The sequence below is a fragment of the Terrabacter sp. 2RAF25 genome (assembly GCF_052115265.1).
Taxonomy (GTDB): domain Bacteria; phylum Actinomycetota; class Actinomycetes; order Actinomycetales; family Dermatophilaceae; genus Terrabacter.
This window is the reverse complement of sequence record NZ_JBFRGJ010000003.1, coordinates 1-20,070: the sequence shown is the minus strand read 5'-3', so window position 1 is coordinate 20,070 and position 20,070 is coordinate 1. Positions and strand designations below refer to the sequence as shown.

The 20,070-nt window shown below is 67.7% G+C and carries 14 protein-coding genes, 1 other RNA gene and 1 pseudogene; 6 read left to right on the top strand and 10 right to left on the bottom strand.

Translation table 11 applies throughout. The features are described from left to right. The first annotated feature begins 71 nt into the window (after window positions 1–71). A complete protein-coding gene (locus AB4091_RS09035; protein ID WP_442291417.1) occupies window positions 72–1,508 on the top strand; it encodes an RNB domain-containing ribonuclease in 1,437 nt (478 codons plus the stop codon). Between the two features lie 39 nt (window positions 1,509–1,547). Here AB4091_RS09035 and AB4091_RS09030 read toward each other — a convergent pair whose 3' ends face one another. Next, complete coding sequence (locus AB4091_RS09030) at window positions 1,548–2,468, bottom strand: hypothetical protein (protein ID WP_442291416.1); 921 nt, start codon at window positions 2,466–2,468, stop codon at window positions 1,548–1,550. A gap of 211 nt (window positions 2,469–2,679) precedes the next feature. On the opposite strand from AB4091_RS09030, the gene AB4091_RS09025 reads away from it, so the two are divergent. Continuing rightward, window positions 2,680–3,018, top strand: coding sequence for an STAS domain-containing protein (locus tag AB4091_RS09025; protein ID WP_442291415.1), 339 nt, complete (start codon window positions 2,680–2,682; stop codon window positions 3,016–3,018). A 66-nt stretch (window positions 3,019–3,084) separates the two neighbouring features. On the opposite strand, the gene AB4091_RS09020 is transcribed toward AB4091_RS09025, so the two are convergent. Further along, window positions 3,085–3,510 (bottom strand): ATP-binding protein, encoded by a 426-nt coding sequence (locus AB4091_RS09020; protein ID WP_442291414.1) that lies wholly within the window; start codon window positions 3,508–3,510, stop codon window positions 3,085–3,087. 67 nt (window positions 3,511–3,577) lie between these two features. On the opposite strand from AB4091_RS09020, the gene AB4091_RS09015 reads away from it, so the two are divergent. The 3 genes from AB4091_RS09015 (at window position 3,578) to AB4091_RS09005 (ending at window position 7,039) form a co-directional block, all read left to right on the top strand. After that, on the top strand, window positions 3,578–5,380 hold the full coding sequence (locus AB4091_RS09015; RefSeq protein WP_442291413.1) for a SpoIIE family protein phosphatase: 1,803 nt from the start codon (window positions 3,578–3,580) through the stop codon (window positions 5,378–5,380). A gap of 89 nt (window positions 5,381–5,469) precedes the next feature. Next, window positions 5,470–5,865: RNase P RNA component class A (gene rnpB / locus AB4091_RS09010), an RNA gene on the top strand. 400 nt (window positions 5,866–6,265) lie between these two features. Beyond that, complete coding sequence (locus AB4091_RS09005; protein ID WP_442291412.1) at window positions 6,266–7,039, top strand: maleylpyruvate isomerase family mycothiol-dependent enzyme; 774 nt, start codon at window positions 6,266–6,268, stop codon at window positions 7,037–7,039. An 858-nt stretch (window positions 7,040–7,897) separates the two neighbouring features. On the opposite strand, the gene AB4091_RS09000 is transcribed toward AB4091_RS09005, so the two are convergent. The 8 genes and pseudogenes from AB4091_RS09000 to AB4091_RS08965 form a co-directional block, all read right to left on the bottom strand. Continuing rightward, on the bottom strand, window positions 7,898–9,805 hold the full coding sequence (locus AB4091_RS09000) for a hypothetical protein (protein WP_442291411.1): 1,908 nt from the start codon (window positions 9,803–9,805) through the stop codon (window positions 7,898–7,900). Window positions 9,806–10,263: 458 nt separating this feature from the next. Next, window positions 10,264–10,734 (bottom strand): YdeI/OmpD-associated family protein, encoded by a 471-nt coding sequence (locus AB4091_RS08995; protein WP_442291410.1) that lies wholly within the window; start codon window positions 10,732–10,734, stop codon window positions 10,264–10,266. Between the two features lie 96 nt (window positions 10,735–10,830). Further along, window positions 10,831–12,555, bottom strand: coding sequence for a ribonuclease J (locus tag AB4091_RS08990; RefSeq protein ID WP_442291409.1), 1,725 nt, complete (start codon window positions 12,553–12,555; stop codon window positions 10,831–10,833). Between the two features lie 397 nt (window positions 12,556–12,952). Beyond that, window positions 12,953–13,300, bottom strand: a complete 348-nt coding sequence (locus AB4091_RS08985) for a hypothetical protein (RefSeq protein ID WP_442291408.1) — start codon at window positions 13,298–13,300, stop codon at window positions 12,953–12,955. A 644-nt stretch (window positions 13,301–13,944) separates the two neighbouring features. Beyond that, window positions 13,945–15,402, bottom strand: coding sequence for a hypothetical protein (locus AB4091_RS08980; protein WP_442291407.1), 1,458 nt, complete (start codon window positions 15,400–15,402; stop codon window positions 13,945–13,947). A 364-nt stretch (window positions 15,403–15,766) separates the two neighbouring features. After that, a pseudogene (locus AB4091_RS08975) lies at window positions 15,767–17,008 on the bottom strand (IS256 family transposase); the annotation flags it as partial. A 191-nt stretch (window positions 17,009–17,199) separates the two neighbouring features. Then, complete coding sequence (locus AB4091_RS08970) at window positions 17,200–17,958, bottom strand: DUF4839 domain-containing protein (RefSeq protein WP_442291406.1); 759 nt, start codon at window positions 17,956–17,958, stop codon at window positions 17,200–17,202. A gap of 245 nt (window positions 17,959–18,203) precedes the next feature. Further along, window positions 18,204–18,983, bottom strand: coding sequence for a hypothetical protein (locus tag AB4091_RS08965; RefSeq protein ID WP_442291405.1), 780 nt, complete (start codon window positions 18,981–18,983; stop codon window positions 18,204–18,206). A gap of 366 nt (window positions 18,984–19,349) precedes the next feature. On the opposite strand from AB4091_RS08965, the gene AB4091_RS08960 reads away from it, so the two are divergent. After that, window positions 19,350–19,628, top strand: a complete 279-nt coding sequence (locus tag AB4091_RS08960) for a hypothetical protein (RefSeq protein ID WP_442291404.1) — start codon at window positions 19,350–19,352, stop codon at window positions 19,626–19,628. The last annotated feature ends 442 nt before the right edge of the window (window positions 19,629–20,070 follow it).

Genomic DNA, 20,070 nt, shown 5'->3' with positions numbered 1-20,070 from the left:
CCGGGGTCCAAAGTCCCAAAACGTCCAGCGACGCGCGGAGTGCGCGCCGCTTCGGTGCGTAGGGTGGCGCCATGGCCCAGCGACACATCGTCTTCCGCCCGGCGACGCAGCCCGGCGACGTGGCACGGCAGCTCGCAGACCGGTTCGTGGCCGTGCGCCGCGAGCTCGAGGTGCCCGAGGAGTTCCCTCCGGAGGTGATCGCCGAGGCACAGGCAGCCGCTGAGAACGCCGACCTGCCGGAGCGCGACGAGACCTCGGTGCCGTTCATCACCATCGACCCGCCCACGTCGATGGACCTCGACCAGGCCATGTGCATCGAGCGTGACGGCGACGGCTACCGGGTGCGCTACGCCATCGCCGACGTGCCCGCGTTCGTCAAGGTCGGGGGCGCGGTCGACGCCGAGACCCGTCGTCGTGGCCAGACCGTCTACTGCCCCGACAAGCGGGTTCAGCTGCACCCGGGTGAGCTCAGCGAGGGGGCCGCGAGCCTGCTGCCCGACCAGGCGCGCCCGGCCTTCGTCTGGGACATCCGGCTGGCGGCCGACGGCGAGGGCACGGCTGTCGAGGTGTCGCGGGCGATGGTCAGGAGCGTGCGTCGTTACGACTACGAGCAGGTGCAGAAGGATGTCGACGTCGGCAGCGCCGAGGAGTGCCTGATGCTGCTCAAGGAGGTCGGCGAGAAGCGGATCGCCCTTGAGCGCAAGCGCGGGGGAGCGAGCCTGCCGATGCCGGAGCAGGAGGTCGAGGAGGGCCCGGACGGCACGTTCCACATCTCCTTCCGCCCGGTCCTCGCGGCGGAGGACTGGAACGCGCAGATCTCGCTGCTCACCGGCATGGCGGCCGCCGACCTCATGCTGAAGGGCAGGATCGGCGTCCTGCGCACGATGCCCTCTCCGGACCCGCGCGACCTCAAGCGCTTCCACCGACAGGCGAGCGCGGCCGGGGTGCCGTGGCCCGACGGCATGGCGTACGGCGAGTTCCTGCGCACGCTCGACCGCACCAACCCGCGACACCTCGCGCTCATCCACGAGGCGACGACGCTGTTCCGGGGGGCCGGCTACACACCGTTCGACGGCGCTGTGCCCGACCAGCCGATGCACGCCGCCGTCGCCAACGCGTACGCCCACGTCACCGCACCGCTGCGCCGGCTCGTCGACCGCTTCGGCCTCGTCGTCTGCGAGGCGCTGTCGGCCGGCCAGGAGGTCCCGAGCTGGGTGCGCGAGGCCCTGCCGACATTGCCCGAGATCATGGCGACGTCGGACCGGCGCACCAACGGCGTCGAGCGGGCCTGCACCGATGCGGTCGAGGCAGCCGAGCTGCTCCCGTTCGTCGGGCAGACGGTCGACGGGGTCGTCGTCGAGGAGAACGACAAGGGCGCCGTCGTGCAGCTCGCCGACCACGCCGTCGTGGCTCGGGCGTCGGGCTCGGCCAAAGCCGGTGACCGCGTTTCGGTGCGCATCGACGCGGCCGACATCTCCACCGGCACGATCACTCTCTCCATCGTCTGAGAGGCGAGGGGCTCGGGACGGCCGTCTGTCGCCCGGGCCTCAGGGAGTGGGTGTCGATCCGGGAGTCGGTGCGCCGGCGGCGGCGCCGGTGCTACTTCCCGTGGGGTCGCCGGCTGCGGGGGACACCGGCGTCGTGACGCCTGACGCCGGCTGGGTCGCCTGAGGCGGCTCGGGTGTGGTCGCCACCGACGGCGGGGTGTCAGCCACCGCGGTCGTGGGCGTGCCCGACACCGTGGTGGAGGTCGGGGAGTCGACGCCCGTGCCGTGGGCGTCGCCCGCAGTGGTGCCAGAGCTGTTCGCAGACCCCCGCCCGACGGCATCCGTCTTCCGGCTGCCGGCGGCGCCGCCGGCCGAGTCAGCCGACCCGTCGACCACCACGCCGGCGGCCGTGCGCCCACCCAGGTTCGTGCCGGTGACCGGCGCGCCGGTGGCGAGCTGGAGTCCGGCGAGGAAGGCCGCAGCCAGGGCGAAGACCGCGCCGGTGGTGGCGAGGGCACGGCGTGCCGTGGCGCGGTCGGGTCGCGTCCACCCCTGACGGACCCGTGCGGGAAGGGTGAGTCCCGGGCGTCCGAGGGCGACGTCGCGTCGCGAGCGCACCAGCACCACGACCTCCCTGGCCCGCGCCATGGAGTTGGTGTAGATCGTCCCGGCGATCGCGGACACGACGCTGAGGACGGCGGCTCCGGCAATCGTCCCGACCACACCGAGACGTGAGCCGAGCGCGGCCGCGGTGGCGGCCGCCATGGACCCGCCGAGCAGCTGGGTCAGGGAGAGGTCGAGCAGCTTGGACCTGGACTCGGTTCCGCTCTCGGCACCGCCCAAGGGGCCGGTCTCGCTCAAGGTCTCGCTCTCGGGGTCGGGCAGGACGGTTGCCGTGCTGCTCGCCCGCAGGTCGGGCTCGGTGTCGCCAATGGGTCTGGTTCGTGCCTGGGGCAGGTCTGCTGTCAACGGTTGCGTCATGTTCCTGGGTGGTTGCGTTCGTTCGGGTGATGACGTCGTCGTCTCCAAGGCATGACGAACGAGGCGGCCGATTCGTTGACGCCCGGGACCGGGCGTGACGGTCATCACATTGCGCACACACGCATACGGCATACCGATTGCGCTTCTCGCGCGGGGCCGCGGGGCCTAACGTGGGCGGTGGTGGTCGTTCGAGGAGGGGGAGCCCGTGGACGTGACGGTCGATGACAGGGGCAGCGTGCTCGTGGCGCACGTGACGGGGGAGCTCGACACCTACACCGTCTCGGACGCGCGCCGGGTGTTCGACGAGCTGAGGGCCACGGCCGGCTCGGAGGTCGTGATCGACCTGCGCGAGGTGACCTTCCTCGACTCGTCCGGCCTCGGCGCGCTGATCGGGCTCTACCACCGGGTGAGCGATGCGGGCGGCCACCTGCGGCTGGTGTGCGCGGGGGTCACGCTTCGGCTGATGGAGCTGATGAACCTCGGTCAGGTGCTCGACATCAGCACCGAGCTCGGCGAGGCGTCGCCCAACGACGGAGCCGCGCTCGCCTGAGCGAGCCAGGGGTCGCCGGCGAGGCGGCAGGTGAGTGGACGCCCGCTCCGGGCTGCCGAACGCCGATCAGGCGTGCTGTGCGTGCCCGGCCGCGACCGGGGCGAGCCTCAGGTGCAGGCGTACGCGGGTGCGACCGGGTGGTGACTCGATCGTCAGACGGTCGCTGAGGCGTTGCGCGATCAGGAGGCCGCGCCCGCTCGTCGCCTGCCCAGCGGGCTCGCGGACCCGAGGCACCGAGGACGTGCCGTCGGAGTCCTCGACCGTGAAGACGAGCGAGTCGGCGGTCTGGTCGATGAGCAGCACCCCGTGGCCACCGCCGTGGATGATGCTGTTGACGGCGAGCTCGTGCACGGCCAGCATCGCGTCGCTGGCCCGTTCCGGCACGTGCTGCTCTGCCACCGCGCGCACGGTCTCACGCACCAGCCGGAGGTCCTCCGGACCGAACTCGACGTGACTGAGCCCGCTCTCGCCGGTCTGCTTCGGCCCTCCCACATTGCCATCGTGCCACTCATGGAGCATCTGTGGGACTTCAGGCCACTTGTGGTGTCAGGATGACGCCATGGACGCGACGGCGCGGGACGGCGACAACGAGGCGTCGTCGACCCTCGCCACCCGGCTCATGGGGCTCGGACGGATGGCCGCCGACCTGGCGAGTGCCGTCACGCTCGACGATCTCACCGAGGCCATCACGGAACGGGCCTCGTCGGTGATGGGCGCCTCCCGTGCCGTGCTCGCCGTACGAGAAGGGCGTCACCGGCTGCGGACCATCGGCACCCACGGCCTGACCCCGGACCTGGTGAGCCAGTGGTCGTCCTTCGACATCCGCATGCCGATGCCGATCACCGATGCCGTCCGCACCCGGCGGCCCGTGGTCGTCACGACGGCCGCCGAGCTGATCGCGCGCTACCCCGATCTCGAGGACGCCGCGGAGCGGTTCACGGTGGCGCTGCCGCTCGTGTCGCCGACCAGCGGCGAGGCCGTGGGCGCCGTCGGCTTCCGGTTCGACGGTGAACGCGGCCAGCTGGACTCGGACGAGCTCTCGGTGCTCCAGTTCCTGACCGACATGTGCGCCCAGACGATGCTCCGGTTGCGGGCCGAGGCCGAGAGCGCGGACCGCGCCGCCCGGCTCGAGTTCCTCGCTGACGCCTCGCAGGCCCTCGCCGAGTCGTTGGACTACCGGCAGACCCTGCGCCAGGTCGCCTCCCTCGCGGTGCCCACGCACGCCGACTGGTGCTCGGTGCAGATGATCGACGACGGTGTGCTCCGCACGCTCGCGGTGGCTCACGTCGACCCGGCCAAGGTGCAGATGGCCAAGGACCTCGAGACCCGGTGGCCTCCCGACCCGGACCGCCCGGGCGGTGCGGCGCACGTCGCGCGCACCGGCAAGAGCATGCTGGTCGAGGAGATCACCGACGAGATGCTCGTCGCCACGGCACGTGACGACGAGCATCTGCGTGTCGCGCGTGAGCTGGGGCTGCAGAGTGCGATGTCGGTGCCACTTCGCGCCAACGAGCGCGTCATCGGGGTGCTCACCTTCGTCGCTGCCGAGTCGGGACGCCGATACACCGCCGGTGACGTTGCGTTTGCCGAGGACCTCGCCCGGCGCGCCGGGCTCGCGATCGACAACGCCGACCTCTACTCGCAGACGCGGCGCGTGGCATCCGTGCTCCAGGCGACCCTGCTGCCCCAGGACCTGCCGGACGTGCCCGGCTGGCAGGTCGGCATGGTCTACCGGCAAGCTGGTCGCACCGATGTCGGTGGCGACTACTTCGACGTCAGCACGCTCGGTGACGACCGGGTCTTCGCCTTTGTCGGCGACGTCATGGGTCGAGGGGTCGATGCCGCCGTGGCCGGCTCTCGAATGCGTTCCGCCACAAGGGTGCTCGTGACCCAGGATTCCGAGCCGAGCGCGTTGGCCATGGCGATGGACCGCCTGATGGCGAGCCAGCCGCCCACACCGATGGCATCCGCGGCATACGCCCTCTTCGACCCGGCCCACGGCAAGCTCTCGACGGTCGTCGCCGGCCACCCGCCGCCGCTCCTGCTCCACGACGGGGCCAGCCGCTACGTCGTCGAGGAGGGGTCGCCGGTCCACGGCATCGGCATCGTGCAGCGGCCGGCGGCGCGGGTGCCCTTCACGGTCGGTGACCTCCTGCTGCTCTACACCGACGGGCTCGTCGAGCGTCGCGGCGAGAGCATCGACATCGGACTCAAACGGCTGCAGACCGCCGCCGAGGAGCTGCTCTGCCATGTCGACGACGACACCGACCTCGACGACGTGCTCCACGAGCTGGCCGAGGCGGTCACCGACCCCGACCGGCATGACGACGTGGCACTGCTCGCGTTCCGGCGCGTCGTCTGAGCAAGGACGGTCTGGGTGGTGGGTGATCCGACCCGCCGACGGTGGGGCGTTGGGAGCCCGCCGACGCCGGGCCTATGCTGGTCCGCGGATGAGTCGGCCAGGCGGTCGCGTCAGGGCTTCGGCCCTGCCGAGGAACGTCCGGGCTCCACAGGGCAGGGTGGTGGCCAACAGCCACCCGGGGTGACCCGCGGGACAGTGCCACAGAGAACAGACCGCCGGCAGCTTCGGCAGCCGGTAAGGGTGAAACGGTGGTGTAAGAGACCACCAGCGTTCCAGGTGACTGGAGCGGCTCGGTAAACCCCACCCGGAGCAAGTCCAGACAGCGTACGCACGGTGCCCTCGGGTGCCGAGGAGGCCGGCCCGGTCGAGTGCGCGGGTAGGACGCTAGAGCCGGTCAGCAATGGCCGGCCCAGATGGATGGCCGTCGCCGCACCCTTGGTAACGGGGGTGCGGAACAGAACCCGGCGTATCGGCCGACTCATCCCCTTTCAGGCCTCTGAAGCCAAAACCTGAGCGCAAAGACCCAATCGAATCGAGCTCCAAGGGCTCCGCACATTTGGGCGTCGTCGAGATGACTGCTCGCTGATCCTGTTGGGCACACCCCTGATGGCAACGCCGCCCATTCGACGGTCGCGGTCCAGGTCGAAGAAGCCCACGCCGAGCTAACTCGCGGAATGCGCATGGGCGGCCTTTGCGCGCGTCGAAGCCAATCGTTGTGGGCCGCAAGGTGATCGCGGAGATGGCGGGCGTCGCTGCCGCACGGCCGCACCTGTGCTGTTCATCCAGTCCCAGCCGTGTCGGACTCCGAGCAGCAGCCACATCCGGCGGCGACGCCCACAGGGGTGACGCGGGAAGAATGCGGTGGTGTGAGCGGTTGCGTTGGGCATGACCACACATGTCGAGCGCACCGTCGCGGCGCTGCGCGTCAACCACAACGCCCTCGCCGCGCTGGTGGCGACCTTGTCCGAGGAGGATCTGAGGGACCCCAGTGGGGCGTCGGAGTGGAGCCTCGCGGACGCGCTCTCGCACATCGGCAGCGGTGCGGAAATCGGCCGCAAGCCGATCGCGAAAGCCGCGGGCGAGCGGGTCGAGGTTGAGGACAACCAGGCGATCTGGGCACGGTGGAACGCGTCTTCCCCGGCCGACCAGGCGGCCGAGTTCGTCAAACACGACGAGGCGTACCTCGACACCATCGAGGCGCTCAGCACCGAGCAGCGCGATGGCTTGATGATCGACCTGGGTTTCCTTCCCGAACCAGTGCCGCTGTTGGTCGCACTCGGCATGCGGCTCAATGAAGTTGCCAACCATGCGTGGGACGTGCGCGTTGGAGTCGACCCGTCGGCGACCGTGGACCCGGAATCTGCCGAACTGCTCGTCGAGCTCTTTCGCGGGCCGTTGGCCTTCCTGCTGGGGTTCTCCGCAAAGGCGGACGCGATCGAACGGGAGGTCCGCCTCGCGATCCCCGGCGGCGCACTCGAGATCACCGACGCGGTCAACGTGACCGACTCCGTCGATCGTTCGACGGCCACGTTCGAGGGTCCGCAGGAGGCCGTGGTGCGGCTGCTCAGTGGGCGGCTCGGCCCCGAACACGCCGCCGGCGTGACCGTGACCGGCAACGTCACGCTGGACGAGCTCCGGAAGGTCTTCCCCGGCTACTGAGCAGCGAGACCCGCCAAGCCGCGCCAGACCTCTGCAGCTCCGGAGTCCGCGATGTCGACTCGCCGACGCTCGATCCGCTAACGGTTGGCCGGCGATGCTGCGCGCGGACGTCGCAGGCAGGGTCAGGGCCCAGTCGTCCCCTGGTCTTTACGGACCGGAACGCCGAGACCGCTCGGCGCGAAGCCTCGCATTCGAAGTACCTGTCGATACGCGCGACCAGCCAGCCACATTCCTGCGACCGCCGAGGCGGCTCGTGCGAACCAATCGGCGCCATCCGCTAGCACTGCAACCAGCACGAGGTAGCTGCCGAATACAAGCAGAAGAACGGCGAGGGAAGCACAAACGGCTGCCGCTTCAGCGCTCCAAACGGAGCGTTCCTCAGGCAGCTCCTGGTCGCGAACGTCGATCACGTGGGCGACTCTAGACCCGAGAGCGGACGGCCGAGGCGCCCTCGAAGAACGTGAGGCTTCGGAGCGGATGGCCAGGTCGTCTGGCGGCGTTGTGACGCACCCTTCCCGACTCACGGATCGCCGCATGAGGTTCAACTGCGCCGACGCAAATGGGTTGAGATCATCGGCTGGTGAAGGTTTGGGTAGCGACCGCAACGCCTTGCTGCGTCACCATCCCGCTGTCATGAGCATCGCCATGCTGGTCTGCCGGTTTGAGGAGCCGACTGTTGACTTGACCTGCGGCCATGCGCGGCGCTGAAGTCGGAAGGTGGGCGGTTCGACGCCGCCCCTGGACAACACCCGAAACCGCAGGTCAAGAGCCCTTGACCTGCGGCTTATCCGTTCCGGTGTGTGTTCTCAGGAGCGCCCCGTCACGGACGGCGGCACCCGAGGGCGGCCAACGGATCGTCTACGGGATGCGCACCGCCGCCACGTAGATGTCCTGGTCGTTCGCGACCGGTGCATTCGGCGCCGAACCGGTGCAGACGGTCGGCGGCGTCGTCGGGGTGCCCGTGCCGGGGCAGAGGAACTCGTCGACGGTCCGGGTGTCAGCCCAGAGCGGGTATGCCGTGCTGCGGGCCACGGCCACGCCCGCGTAGTCGCCGATGAACACCCCGCCGAACTGGGTCGGTGGGGGCATGGACGACGAGGTCACTCGTCGGTGCGCGAAGCTGACCCGGTCGTGGGTTGCGGAAACGGTGATGTCCGAGTAACCGGTGGAGTTGTCGGAACCGTACGAGCGGTCGTAGTAGCTCGCGACGAGAACCCCGCGGGGGGTGAATGCCGTGCCCTGCCAGAACTGGTCGGTTCTGCTCTGCCGCCTGGTGTCGGTGACGACCGGCAGCAGGCGCGGGTCGATCGACCCCCCGGAGAAGTGTGCTCCACCATCGGTGGAGGTGCTGTAGACGATGTCGTTGTTGCACCCGCCGGCCTTGACGCCGATGTAGGTGTTGATGCCGTCGGCGGCGAACCCGGCTGGGGTGCAGCCTCGGGACTCGTTCGAGCTGCGGTTGATGTACGAACCGAAGGTCACGACGACCCGGTGGGAGTCGGTCGGGTCCACGCCACCGATCGGGTAGTTGCTCGCGCGGAAGATCGAGTTGTGGCTCGAACCCTTCTCGACGACGCAGGACCGACCCGGGTCCGAGCCGGCGCCCTGGTAGGTGTCGCAGTCGGGTAGCTCGTAGTAGTCGGACACCTTCACGGGCGCCGCGAAGCTCGCGCCACCGTCCGTCGACCTGGCCAGCAGCACCTGGTTGCGGTTGTCGGCGCCGGTCACGACGTTGTTGAAGTTGTTGTAGACGACGTAGAGGGTGCCGTCGGGTCCGGTGAACGGCTGCGAGTCCTGGTTCTCGTTGCAGTTGCCGCGAGGCGTGGGCAGCCCGAAGGTGTTGCCACAGTGGCTGCTGTTGCTGCTGACGAGCACCGGAGCCGAGAACGACTCGCCGTAGTCCTTGGAGTAGGCCTCGTAGATGTAGCCGGTGCCGTCGGCGGCGAACGTGGTCCAAGTGACGTACACCCGGTCGGCGAATCTGCTTCTCGCGTGGTTGTCCACGGTCAGGAGCTGCTTGTCGAGGAGGAAGTCTCCGGCGCCGGGGGTGTCGTCGTGCGTCGCCACGGCTCGGCCAGTGAAGTTGAACGACGCGCCTCCGGTGCCCGTCGAGCGGAATACGTAGAACGCGCTCGATTGGTCCGGGTTGGGCGAGACCGGGTTGCCGCGGTTGAACGCCTGGCAGGACAAGTACACGTTGCCCTTGGTGTCCCACGCGACACTGGTGTCCCCACCTGCCTGCCAATACTCCCTGGCGCTGCCGACGAAGTCTCCGCGGACGAAGCCGTTGGGCGTCGTGCTGTCAGCCCACGTGCGTCCGGCGTTGCTGGAGTAGGAGACTCCACAGGTCCCGTCACCCCGGCGGTAGTCGTTGTAGCTGGCCACGACCCGGGATGAGTCTTGGGGGTCGACGGCGATCCACGTCTCGTTCTGGGCCTGGCCGCGCCCGGACAGATCGGCGTCGGTGAGGTTCAGGCAGTTGGCGTTGACCTTGAGGTTGGATCCGCGCGCCGCCTTGCAGCCGTTCGGTCCCGGCTGCTGGGGCACTCTGGGGGTGCCGCGCACCGGCCCGGCGCCGCGCAGGCGGGCCGCGTTGCCCACGTCGAGCTCTGACGAGAGCAGGCCGGATACATGCCGCTTCTGCACGGAGTTGAGACTCTGGAACCCAAAGGGTTGGGCGGAGCTGGCGGTCGACCCCAGGGTCAGCAGCGAACCTGCCGCCACGGCCACGGCACCGACTGTCGCGAGCCATCGGGTTTTGTTCATGGCGTACCTCTGATCGGTAGGAAAGAGGAGTCGCCGGTGCGCCAGAACGCTTGTTGACCCCCCTTCCCCCACCACGGGCACGGTCATCTCGGCCGGTCCAGAGCAGTCCATCGGCATCGATCCATGGCGCCCGGCCATCTCGAAGGCTACCCCCGCTCACGGCCGCGGGCCGGCCAATCGGACACATCCGTCCGATTGGGGCGACGCATAAGGCAGGCTCGGGTTCGCGCACTGGACCACCTGTAGCGTTTGTCCCATCGCGCCCTCGGCGGCAACCTGCTCGCACCAAAACGCCTGAGCGGCAAGCGCTCGCCCCGGAGTATGCGTGAGATGCCCTGGCCCGTCAGGCGGCGGTGTGACGCGACCTACCGGATGCCAGGATGGCGTGGGATGCAGGCCGGCCAGATCGGAGAAGAGGACCTCGCTCACCTTGTCCTCAGAAGCGGGCGCTGCCTGCCTTATCGTTTCTTTCCGGCGACGAAGAGGCCGACCGCCTTGTCGATGCGTCGCTGACGAGTCTCCGGCGTCTTGGCCCCGTTGATGTTGTCGATGTGGTACCGCTGCAAGCTGTTCGGGAGGCCGTCGAAGAACTGGCGGACTGATTCCTGACCCTCCATTGCACCTGCGAAGTCGGCGGGGACGTCCACATCGCGTGGAGTGTCCGTGACTTTCAGGTTCACCGAAATCGGGTCGCCGCCTCCCAACCCCGTGGCCCCGCGAACGGCAGCACTGAGACCGATGAGGTACTGACCACCCATGACGGCGACCGTGCTGCGGTACTCATAGCCGTTCACGGTGACCAAGACCGGAGGCCGCCTCCCACGCCCGAGTTGCTCGATGACCTCGTCGGGCACCGTGATGCCCGTGTTGTTGCCAAATGCTCTAACCGTGGTTTCGAAGGTCACCCCTTCGTGCTCGTCAACCGCCATTTGTCCCCCTCAGCCTCATCGGTCATGGCTCCGAAATCCTATCGAGGGCGCGCGCAGTCATCGGCAGGTCGACTGAGCGGCACGTTCCGCCCAGGCTCAGGCATCGACGATGACTGGGATGATCAGGGGGCTGCGGCGGGTTTGTCGGTAGGCCCAGTTGGACATTGCCTGGCGGACGAGTTCCTCGATCTGCTCGATGTCCTCGATGTTTTCCTTGGTGGCGGTGGTGAGTGCCTTCTGGATGGCGGGTGTGGCCTTGGCGAAGTCGCCTGGGGCGTGTTCGAATCCGTGGGCGAGGTAGTCGGGCTCCTCGGTGAGTTTGCCGGTGTCGGGATCGACGATGCAGACGACTGTGATGACTCCTTCCTCGGCCAGGGTGCGGCGCACGTGGAGCGACTCCTCGGTTGCGCCACCGACGGTCATGGCGTCGACGTAGACGAGCCCGGCTGGGACGGTGCCGGTGATCGTCGCCTGGCCATCGACGAGGTCGATGACGGCGCCGTCGTGGGCGATGAGGGCGCGTTTGGGGTCGACGCCTGTCCGGATGGCGATGTCGGCGTTGGCCCGCAGGTGGCGCCACTCCCCGTGCACGGGCAGCACGCTGGAGGGTTGGACGATGTTGTAGCAGTAGGCGAGCTCGCCGGCGCTGGCGTGGCCGGACACGTGCACCTTGGCGTTGCCTTTGTGCACGACGTTCGCGCCCCACCGAGTGAGTTCGTTGATCACGCGGTAGATGGCGTTCTCGTTGCCGGGGATGAGGGAGCTGGCGAGTAGGACGGTGTCGCCCTCGGTGACGCGGATGGGGTGGTCGCGGTTGGCCATCCGCGACAGGGCGGCGAGCGGCTCACCTTGCGATCCCGTGCAGATCAGGGCGATCTGGTTCGCAGGCCGGCGCTCGAGCTGCTTGAGGTCGATGACCAGGCCCTGCGGGATGTCCAGGTAGCCGAGGTCCGCGGCGATGCCCATGTTGCGCACCATCGACCGGCCGACGAAGGCCACCTTCCGTCCGTGGTCGCGGGCCGCGTCGAGCACCTGCTGGATGCGGTGCACGTGGCTGGCGAAACTGGACACGATGACCCGACCTGGCGTCGTCCGAAACACGGCTTCGATCGCGGGGGAGAGCTCGCCCTCTGACACAGTGAAGCCGGGGACCTCCGCGTTCGTCGAGTCGACGAGAAAGAGGTCGACGCCTTCCTCGCCGAGGCGAGCGAACGCACGCAGGTCGGTGACTCGACCGTCGAGCGGGAACTGGTCCATCTTGAAGTCGCCCGTGTGCAGCACGAGACCCGCCGTGGTGCGGATCGCGACGGCGAGCCCGTCGGGGATCGAATGGTTGACGGCGATGAACTCGCAGTCGAACGGACCGAAGGTGCGCCGGTCATCCTCGCTGACCTTGACGGTGACGGGGGTGATCCGGTGCTCCTTGAGCTTCGCCTCGAGGAAGGCGAGCGTGAGACGCGAGCCGACGACCGGAATGTCCGCCCGCTCGCGCAGCAGGTAGGGCACGGCGCCGATGTGATCCTCGTGGCCGTGCGTGAGCACGATCGCGTCCACCTTGTCGAGGCGGTCCCGGAGCCAGGAGAAGTCCGGCAGGATCACGTCGACACCTGGCTGGTGCTCCTCAGGGAACAGCACGCCGCAGTCGACGATGAGCAGCCGCCCGGCGTGCTCGAAGACCGTCATGTTGCGGCCGATCTCACCCAAGCCACCCAGGGGAACGACCCGGAGGCCGTCGCGCGGGAGCACGGGAAGGTCCTGGGACCGCCGAGAGCCGCGTCCCCGCCCGCGGGTCTGAGGTCTGCGACCTCCGCCCGCACTCATAGCCCACGCCTCGGACGGTCGAAAACCGGCGAGTGAGCCGAGCTGGACGGGGCCGGGTTCGGCCTTGTCCGGTCGGTTCTGGGACTCTGCTTCGGTGGCATGGTGATCCTTGTCGTGCTGAGCATGGCCTGAGTCTTTCAGCACCTGCCGAACCGTCGCCGGATGGGCGTACGCGGCGTTGGCCCTTTTGATGTTCCTCCCGCCGGGTCGTCGGCTGGGGAGTAGCCGTGGAGCCCGGAGGCCATGCCTGTGACACCTCTGTGCAACGCCCCATTATCGGCGGATCCGGTAACGCTGACGAGCCCCGGAAGCGGCGGTGTGACGCGCCTGATCGTCGCGTAGGTGGCGGATTGTGCGGGGCTGAGGTGCTGGTGGTTGCGGCTTCTTGCGTATGGCTTCAAGATCTCGGCGGCTGCGGGCTCTTGGGCATCAGGGCAGCCAGTGCGCCGTATGCGCGTATCGCGATAATCCGGTCGCCGTCCAGCTCATATGTCACGCAGTAGCAGATGCGGTCTTCGTCCGGACGGATGCCGGCGGAGCTGCCCTCGAGGCAGACCAGGTTGTCGACGATGAGGAGCTGACGCGTTTGCATGTCTGACATGCGGGCGTGAAGGCCGTTGATCGCGGCCTCGACGGCGTCAGCGCCGGTAACGCACGAGTTGTCCTCGAGGGTGGTCCACGTGATGGTTTCCCCGAAGAACTGCTTGAACTGTCCGGTTCGCAGCGCGTGGAAGTAGTCGTTCATGACCTGTCGGGTCCGGTCAGTAGACATGTTGTGGCTCCCACCCGTTGCCTAGTCGTGGCGTGCGTCCAGTGTGCTCGCCATTCGCGACGTTCGTCGCTGTCTTCGTGCCGACGACGCGCTGCCGCCGCCGAGCATCCAGGGACGCCGGTGTGTGCCAGCCGGCCGGAGATCAGTCTTGATACTCGACGACGCAGCGCTTGCCTTCCGGGGCGCGCGTGACCACAGCGGCTCCCTCTCACCGCCATGCCGTTCGCCCGTGCGGAGGCACCTTGCGCCCTCGATCGAGCGCGCGCCAGACCGCTGGCATCGACCGTCAGGTCCGAGTGCAGGCGTGATCTTGACGGGCCGCCGCTCGGGCCGCCTGGGAACGCGATCGTGGAACAGCGTCGTGACGCGAGCCGAGAACACCGCAGTGGGGGCCGTCTCTCACTTGCACTGGATCGCCTCCAGACCGTTTCCCGACCGGCTCGGAAGCATGACCGTGTGTGGAAAGGAGCCGTTGGGATTCGAGGTCCGTTTGCGGCGATGTGACGCAGGTTCTTCTGCCGTTTCTTCAGGTTCGGGGACGGCATTCCCCATACGGTGACCGCATAGACGGGCGAGCACGGCGGATCTGGGGCATTTGGAGGCCGGTGCGCTCAGCCCTAACGAGTGGTGGTCAGGGGGTGCAGGCGAGACGGGATGGACTTTCGTGCCAGGTCGCGTCCCACGATTGCTGCATCCGCTTTGGCGCGGGCGGTAGCCCATTCAGCCGCGACTGACGTGGCGGTCGCAGTCAAGGCCTGATGGTGCTTGTGGCCCCGTCGTTGCGCCTTTCCGTTGTTGAGCGACTCGCTGATCGTGGACATCAGTGCGCTCAATGTGGCCAGTCCAAAGATGAGGACGCCCACGCCGGAAGCAACGGCGACACCCCCTGGGATCAGCGCTGCCGCGGTCAGGGTGTCTGCGGGTGCGGAGTGCGTCATCATCCACTGGATGACTGCGGCCAGGACCAGCGCGCTCAGCAGGAGTAGTGCGACGCGACGCAGGAGACTCCTTGCTGCCCCGTGTGACGTAGCGGCCTTGAAGGTGCTGGCGGTCGTCTCGGCAAGCCTTGCCTGGGCGTGGAGTTGCTGCTCACGAGTGATGGCCTCTTCGGCGAGACGGGCTGCCTCATGGTGATGCTGGTCTCGCCAGGAGCGGTGGAAGGTCAATGCTTCGGGGTTCGATGCGGGCAGGTGCAACGTGAGGCCCACCGGGCGCAGGGTTTCTACCGCAGCGCGCATGGAGGCGACTGGCCCCTCGGCGGCCACCTGCTCGGCGACAGTGACCGCATCCGGGACCTTTCCCGCTACGGCGACCACGGCGAGCTCCGGTGCGATCGTCAACGCTCGCAGCAGCTCGTCCCTCGAACCTGTCAGTCGAGCGGAGGCCAACCACGCCTCGGCGCAGTTCGGAGTCTTCTCCTTCGCTACGGCGAGCAGACGCAGCGCCTCGCCACGATCCCCGAGCTTGTCCGCCACTTGGCCGGCGAGAATCGCAGCGCCCGCGAGCACCGGTAGGAGCGCAGGGTCCTTGCCGGTGTAGAGGATGGCGTCCCTGAATGCGGCGATGGAATCCCTATCCCGGCCGAGGGAGCCGAGCGCCAGACCGCGCGCGAAGTGCGACAAGGCCTGGAAGGGGTCTTGGGCGATGGCCGCGTCGAGTTCCTTCAGAGCCGGCTCGAACCATTCCTGTGACAGCGCGTGAATTCCCCGGCGATAGCGCTCGGCCGCGGCCGTCGAAAGAGGGTTGGCGAGCATTTGCTCGATGCCCGACAGCAACTGGTTCGTCTCCCCGAGCTGCCGACAGATTGCGTCGAAGCCAGCAGCGTTGACGGCCGCCAGGGCGACGATGGACGAGTTGGTTCGCTCGATGAGGCTGGCCTGGTGGCGCGACTCTGCCTCAATCGAGCGCAGTGTCTGACCTTGGGTGGCCATTCCCTCTTTGATGTCGCCAAGAAGGGCCGGGATTCCAGACTTCTCAATGCCGTGGGCGAGGTTTGCCGCGTGCAGCGACCACGACCGGCTGTTCTCATGCTCGGCCTCGCGCAACGCCTCGACGACCTCCGACTTCACCGACATTCGTGATTCCCCTTCCGTCCTAATGCAGGTCAATGGCGGGCTGCGAGCCACGTGCGAGACTCACAAGAAGAGCACCGGAGGGCGCTGGTGGAGAGTCTCGTGCCGCCGAGCAGATCGTAGGTGCGGCGGTCTCGCATATATGGGCTTTCCGCGCAATTGGGAAAACGCATCTTGCTCTCTCAAAGGGCCCGCACCCCGTCGCGCCAGAAGTGGAGCCGGTGCAACTTGCCCAGGTTGCTCGCTAGCCAGGCCACTGCGAGCTGGTGCTCCCGTAGGGAGAACTCCCGGTCAAGTCCGCATCGGTGGTGTACGACGGTGATCCGTCGGGGTCGTTCGGTTGGGCGGTGATGGCGCCGGCGATCAGGTCGGTGTTCACCTCCTCGGGCTGGTCCTGGGTGGTGCGGGCCGACAGGACGACTCGGGCGTTCTTCAGGGCGTCGAGGCCGAGGTAACGGCGTTGTTCGGCCCACTCGTCGTGCTGCTCGGCCAGGACCGCCCCGACGAGCCGGATCACGGCCTCACGATTGGGAAAGATCCCGACGACGTCGGTGCGGCGGCGGATCTCCCGGTTGAGGCGCTCGTTCGGGTTGTTCGACCAGATCTGGCGCCAGATCTCCTTCGGGAACACGGTGAACGCGAGGATGTCGGCGTGGGCCAGCTCCAGGTGCTCCGCGACCTGCGGGAGCTTCTCGTACAAGCCCTCGAGGACCCGGTCGAACTGCGCGTTCACGGACTCGGCGTCCGGCTGGTCGTACACCGAGTGCAACAGCGCCCGGACCCAGCCCCACTGCGACTTCGGGATCACGGACATGAGCTTCGCGGCGTAGTGGATCCGACACCGCTGCCACGACGCATCTGGCAGGGTCGCCCCGATCGCCTCGACCAAGCCGGCGTGCGCATCACTGGTGACGAGCGCGACCGGCCCGGCACTGGTCAGGCCGCGGGCGGTCAGGTCCCGGAAGAAGCCGAGCCGTCCGGCGCTCGATTCGGTTGTCGCCGTGTGAATCCCGAGGACCTCGCGGTAGCCGTCAGCGTTGACGCCGGTCGCGACCATGACCGCGACCGTGACGACCATGCCGGCCTCGCGGACCTTCATCGTCAACGCGCCGGCGGCGACGAACGTGTACGGCCCCTCGTGCAGGGGGCGGGTGCGGAACGCGGCGACCTGCTCGTCGAGGTCCTTGGCCATCACCGACACCTGCGACTTGGACAGGCCGGTGATCCCCAGGGTGCGCACCAGCTTGTCCATCCGGCGGGTGCTGACGCCGAGCAGGTAGCAGGTCGCGACGACCGTGGTCAGGGCTGCCTCCGCCCGGCGGTGCCGCTCGAGGAGCCAGTCCGGGAAGAAGGTCCCCTCGCGCAGCTTCGGGATCGCGACGTCGATCGTGCCGGCGCGGGCGTCGAGGTCCCGGCGGCGGTACCCGTTCCTGCTGTTCGTGCGGTCCGGGGACCGGGTGCCGTACTCGGCGCCGCACACGCTGTCGGCCTGCGCGGACAGCAGGGCGTTGATGAACGTGCCGAGCAGCTCTCGCATCAGATCCGGGCTGGCCTGGGCCAGCTGCTCGTGCAGGAAGACGTCGGGGTCAATAATGGGGTTCGCGGTCATCGCGGTGTCCTTCTTCGAGTCGGTTGTGAGAGATCACTCGAAGGATCACAGCGGTGACCGCACCTACATCTGTAGGACACGCTCACCGTGATCGTCGTACACCAACGCTATGGACTCAACTACGGCCCCGGTGTCCGCGGTGGGTGGACACCGGCCACCAAACTGGCCCGGTGTTGGGCCGGAGATCGTAGCTACCGCATTCCTGTGGACACAGGTTCCAAGAGGAACAGGCAAGAGTTGGATTCGAAGGTGTCGACCTGAGCGACGACGTGAAGGTTGTCGCCTACCCCAATGACGTCGGGAACATTCGGCCCAGAGAGGTTCAGGTCGCCAGTGACGTTGACGTCTCGGAACTGGAAGTTGGGACCCGGGATGGCCTTGGTCGCGCTGAAATCCCCGGCGTTCACGAGAATGTCGTAGCGGGTCTTGTGGCTACCGTGGTTGTTCATCGCGACGATGCTTCCGTCGAACGCGACAGGCTTGCCGGCGTACTTCTCGGCGAATGCGGCGATAGACGGGCTGCACTGGTCCGTGAGACGAAGCAGTTGCTTGAACTCTGGGCTGGTCTTCGCCGTCAGCGGCACCTCACTGGCCGGCTCGCTCGGCGTAGAGCCGCTGTCAGACATCTCAGGGCTCGGCTCCACTGAAGCATTAGGAGAGGACGTAACTGACGCCGGGGTCTTTGCCTCGCAGGAGCGGTCGACCGAAACCTGAGGCGTCACGGTGACGGGCTTGCCGGGCTCGGGATCTTGCTTGCAAACCTTCCAATTTGACTTGTCGATGACACCCAGCACACCGCCCCCAGAGACATCGACGTCGCCTTGGAAGCCGGCGAGTTTGATGTCCTGTAATGCGACGTCGAGTTGACGGCCGACGACGCTCGGCATGGTGGGTTTCTGCCCTGAGTCGCACGCAGATAGCGCCAGCAGGAATATGGCGGCGATTGCCACGCGGCGGTCCGGCAACTTCACTTGTAGATACCTCGTGATCATGGTTCGTGCGGATCGCACCGCGGATGCTGTCGATACCCTCGGTCGCCCAACTCATGGTGCTGGCGGAGCTACCGGTGACGCGTGGATCCCGGAAGCCACGCGGGCGCGTGGTTGCGCTCCGGCAGGCAACTGCAGGGAAGCTCGAACGGAATAGGTAGGAAGGGCGGACCGTCGGTGACGAAACGCTGTTACCGCTGGGAGCGTTACTTGACGAGGCTCCAGTCCCCGCATCGGTTGGACTCGAACTGCTGGCCCTTCTTCAGGGTGACGGTTGGACGCCCACCGCTGACGTTGTCGTTGGCGATGATGTCTTGTCCGTTGGATCCACCGCGGGTGATCGCCCAGTAGCAGTTGGTGACGCGTCCGTCGGTCCGGTACTTGCCCGGCTTGATGTCCGTTCCGACCTCCCACGACCCCTCGCTAATGGAGGACGAGGGGCCGCCTGCGGCGATCTCTTGGAGGCCGGCCGCCTCCTTCGGAGGCAATGCCGCTCGCGCGTCCCAGCACGCTGACATGACCGATCCGTTTATCAGGGACTTGATCGCCTCTGCGGGCAGTGCGTCGCTACCCGTTCCCGAGACGGCGTCGACGAGTTCGGCGTATCGCGAAGGAGTCGGATCATCTCTGAGCTTCTCGCAGATCGAGTCCCGCAGTGACATGAACTGGTCGTCACCGGCTGGACCCATGTGCGCCTCGGCCGCGATCAGAAAGAGCTTGTCTGCGTCTGCCTGCTTTGGCGCCTTGCCGCTCACAGGCATAGGCGTCTTGACAGCGACCGCCTCCTGGGCCGTGATGTCCTCGGTCGTCGCCGCCGCGGCGGGAGTCGTCGAGTACGTGACTGCTGGGGTGGCGGCTGCGGTGGTGCTTGACGTAGGAAGCCCGGAGCTGGCCGGCGCGGAGTTACCGCAGGCGGCCGTGCCAAGACAGACGGCGAGCGCGACGCTAGCCTGAGCGAGTTTCATACCAATGTTGACGTTCTTCATGGGTGTCCCCTGTGTCGCATCTGTGTGTTTCCTGCGTGACCATAGACCAGTGCCGAGGCTGTGATCGACGCTTCTCAAAAACGGCCCGCCGCCTCAACCGCTCACGGAAGCGGAGCTGGCCAGCCCCATGCGGGGCGTGCCCATAGGGACGAAGCCACAGCTCGCCACTGATGGCGCGACTACGACCCCAACGACGTCCAGATCTATCTGCTCAAGGGGCGCGGTTTGCGGCGGAAAGACGCGGGTCTCGCGCCTTTCCGCGGGAGGCCACTTCGGGACGCTCGATGATTACCGGATCTGCCGATGACCGGATGTCGAAGCCGCGGCCTAGCGGCGAGCTGGCAAGACGGGAAGTACCATCACCGCGTGTTGAAGTTCCGCAGTGCGCACCCCGTTTGGGAGGCCGTATGGGTACTTCTCACGGGTCCGGTAGTGGTGTTCGCCGTAACGGACTGGTTCATGCGGATCCTGCCCACGCCTGCGTCGATCGCGCTGTCCGTTGTGGGTATCGCTGGAAGCGTCGCGCTGTCGCGACGATGGGACCAAACAGACGGGATTCGCCGTCACACGTCGCGTGGCTACCGCGGCCGCGACGTGCCCCAGCCCGGCGAAACCCGCGACGCGGGCGTTCATCCGAAGCTCTGACGCCTTGACCATCTCTTGCCGCTGCGTGTGCGCGTTGAGGGCGACTGTGCGCCCCGGTCATGCCGCGATGAAGTCGTGTACCTGGGGCCGCCACGGCTCGCGGCGACAACCCCCGGCGCAGGCGCTGTGGCCTCAGCTGCTCAGCTGACGCGCGCAGTCGTCGTAGAAGGCGAAGAGCTCGCGTACTGGAACGGGGCGATGGCTCACAGCCGAGACGTTCTTGTCTTCACGCCTGAACGGCGACGGGCAGGCTGGACGTTTGGCAGCGGACTCGACGGGAAAGCATGTCCGCGGGGTCAAGTCCCCGGTGGTGGTGTAGCGCTGCGTGATTCTTGGTGATGGTTACGCGGTGAGGGCGGGTAGGTCATCGGCTCCGATCTCGGGTTCGGTGGTGGGGACGAGGTTCATGCGGGAGCGGGCCAGGACGTCCAGTCCGAGGTAG

Coding starts and splice junctions, on each gene's coding strand:
- AB4091_RS08990 (WP_442291409.1), bottom strand. CDS start 12,555: ATGAGTGCGGGCGGAGGTCGCAGACCTCAGACCCGCGGGCGGGGACGC.
- AB4091_RS08995 (WP_442291410.1), bottom strand. CDS start 10,734: ATGGCGGTTGACGAGCACGAAGGGGTGACCTTCGAAACCACGGTTAGA.
- AB4091_RS08965 (WP_442291405.1), bottom strand. CDS start 18,983: ATGAAGAACGTCAACATTGGTATGAAACTCGCTCAGGCTAGCGTCGCG.
- AB4091_RS08980 (WP_442291407.1), bottom strand. CDS start 15,402: ATGTCGGTGAAGTCGGAGGTCGTCGAGGCGTTGCGCGAGGCCGAGCAT.
- AB4091_RS08985 (WP_442291408.1), bottom strand. CDS start 13,300: ATGAACGACTACTTCCACGCGCTGCGAACCGGACAGTTCAAGCAGTTC.
- AB4091_RS09000 (WP_442291411.1), bottom strand. CDS start 9,805: ATGAACAAAACCCGATGGCTCGCGACAGTCGGTGCCGTGGCCGTGGCG.
- AB4091_RS09030 (WP_442291416.1), bottom strand. CDS start 2,468: ATGACGCAACCGTTGACAGCAGACCTGCCCCAGGCACGAACCAGACCC.
- AB4091_RS09035 (WP_442291417.1), top strand. CDS start 72: ATGGCCCAGCGACACATCGTCTTCCGCCCGGCGACGCAGCCCGGCGAC.
- AB4091_RS09005 (WP_442291412.1), top strand. CDS start 6,266: ATGACCACACATGTCGAGCGCACCGTCGCGGCGCTGCGCGTCAACCAC.
- AB4091_RS09015 (WP_442291413.1), top strand. CDS start 3,578: ATGGACGCGACGGCGCGGGACGGCGACAACGAGGCGTCGTCGACCCTC.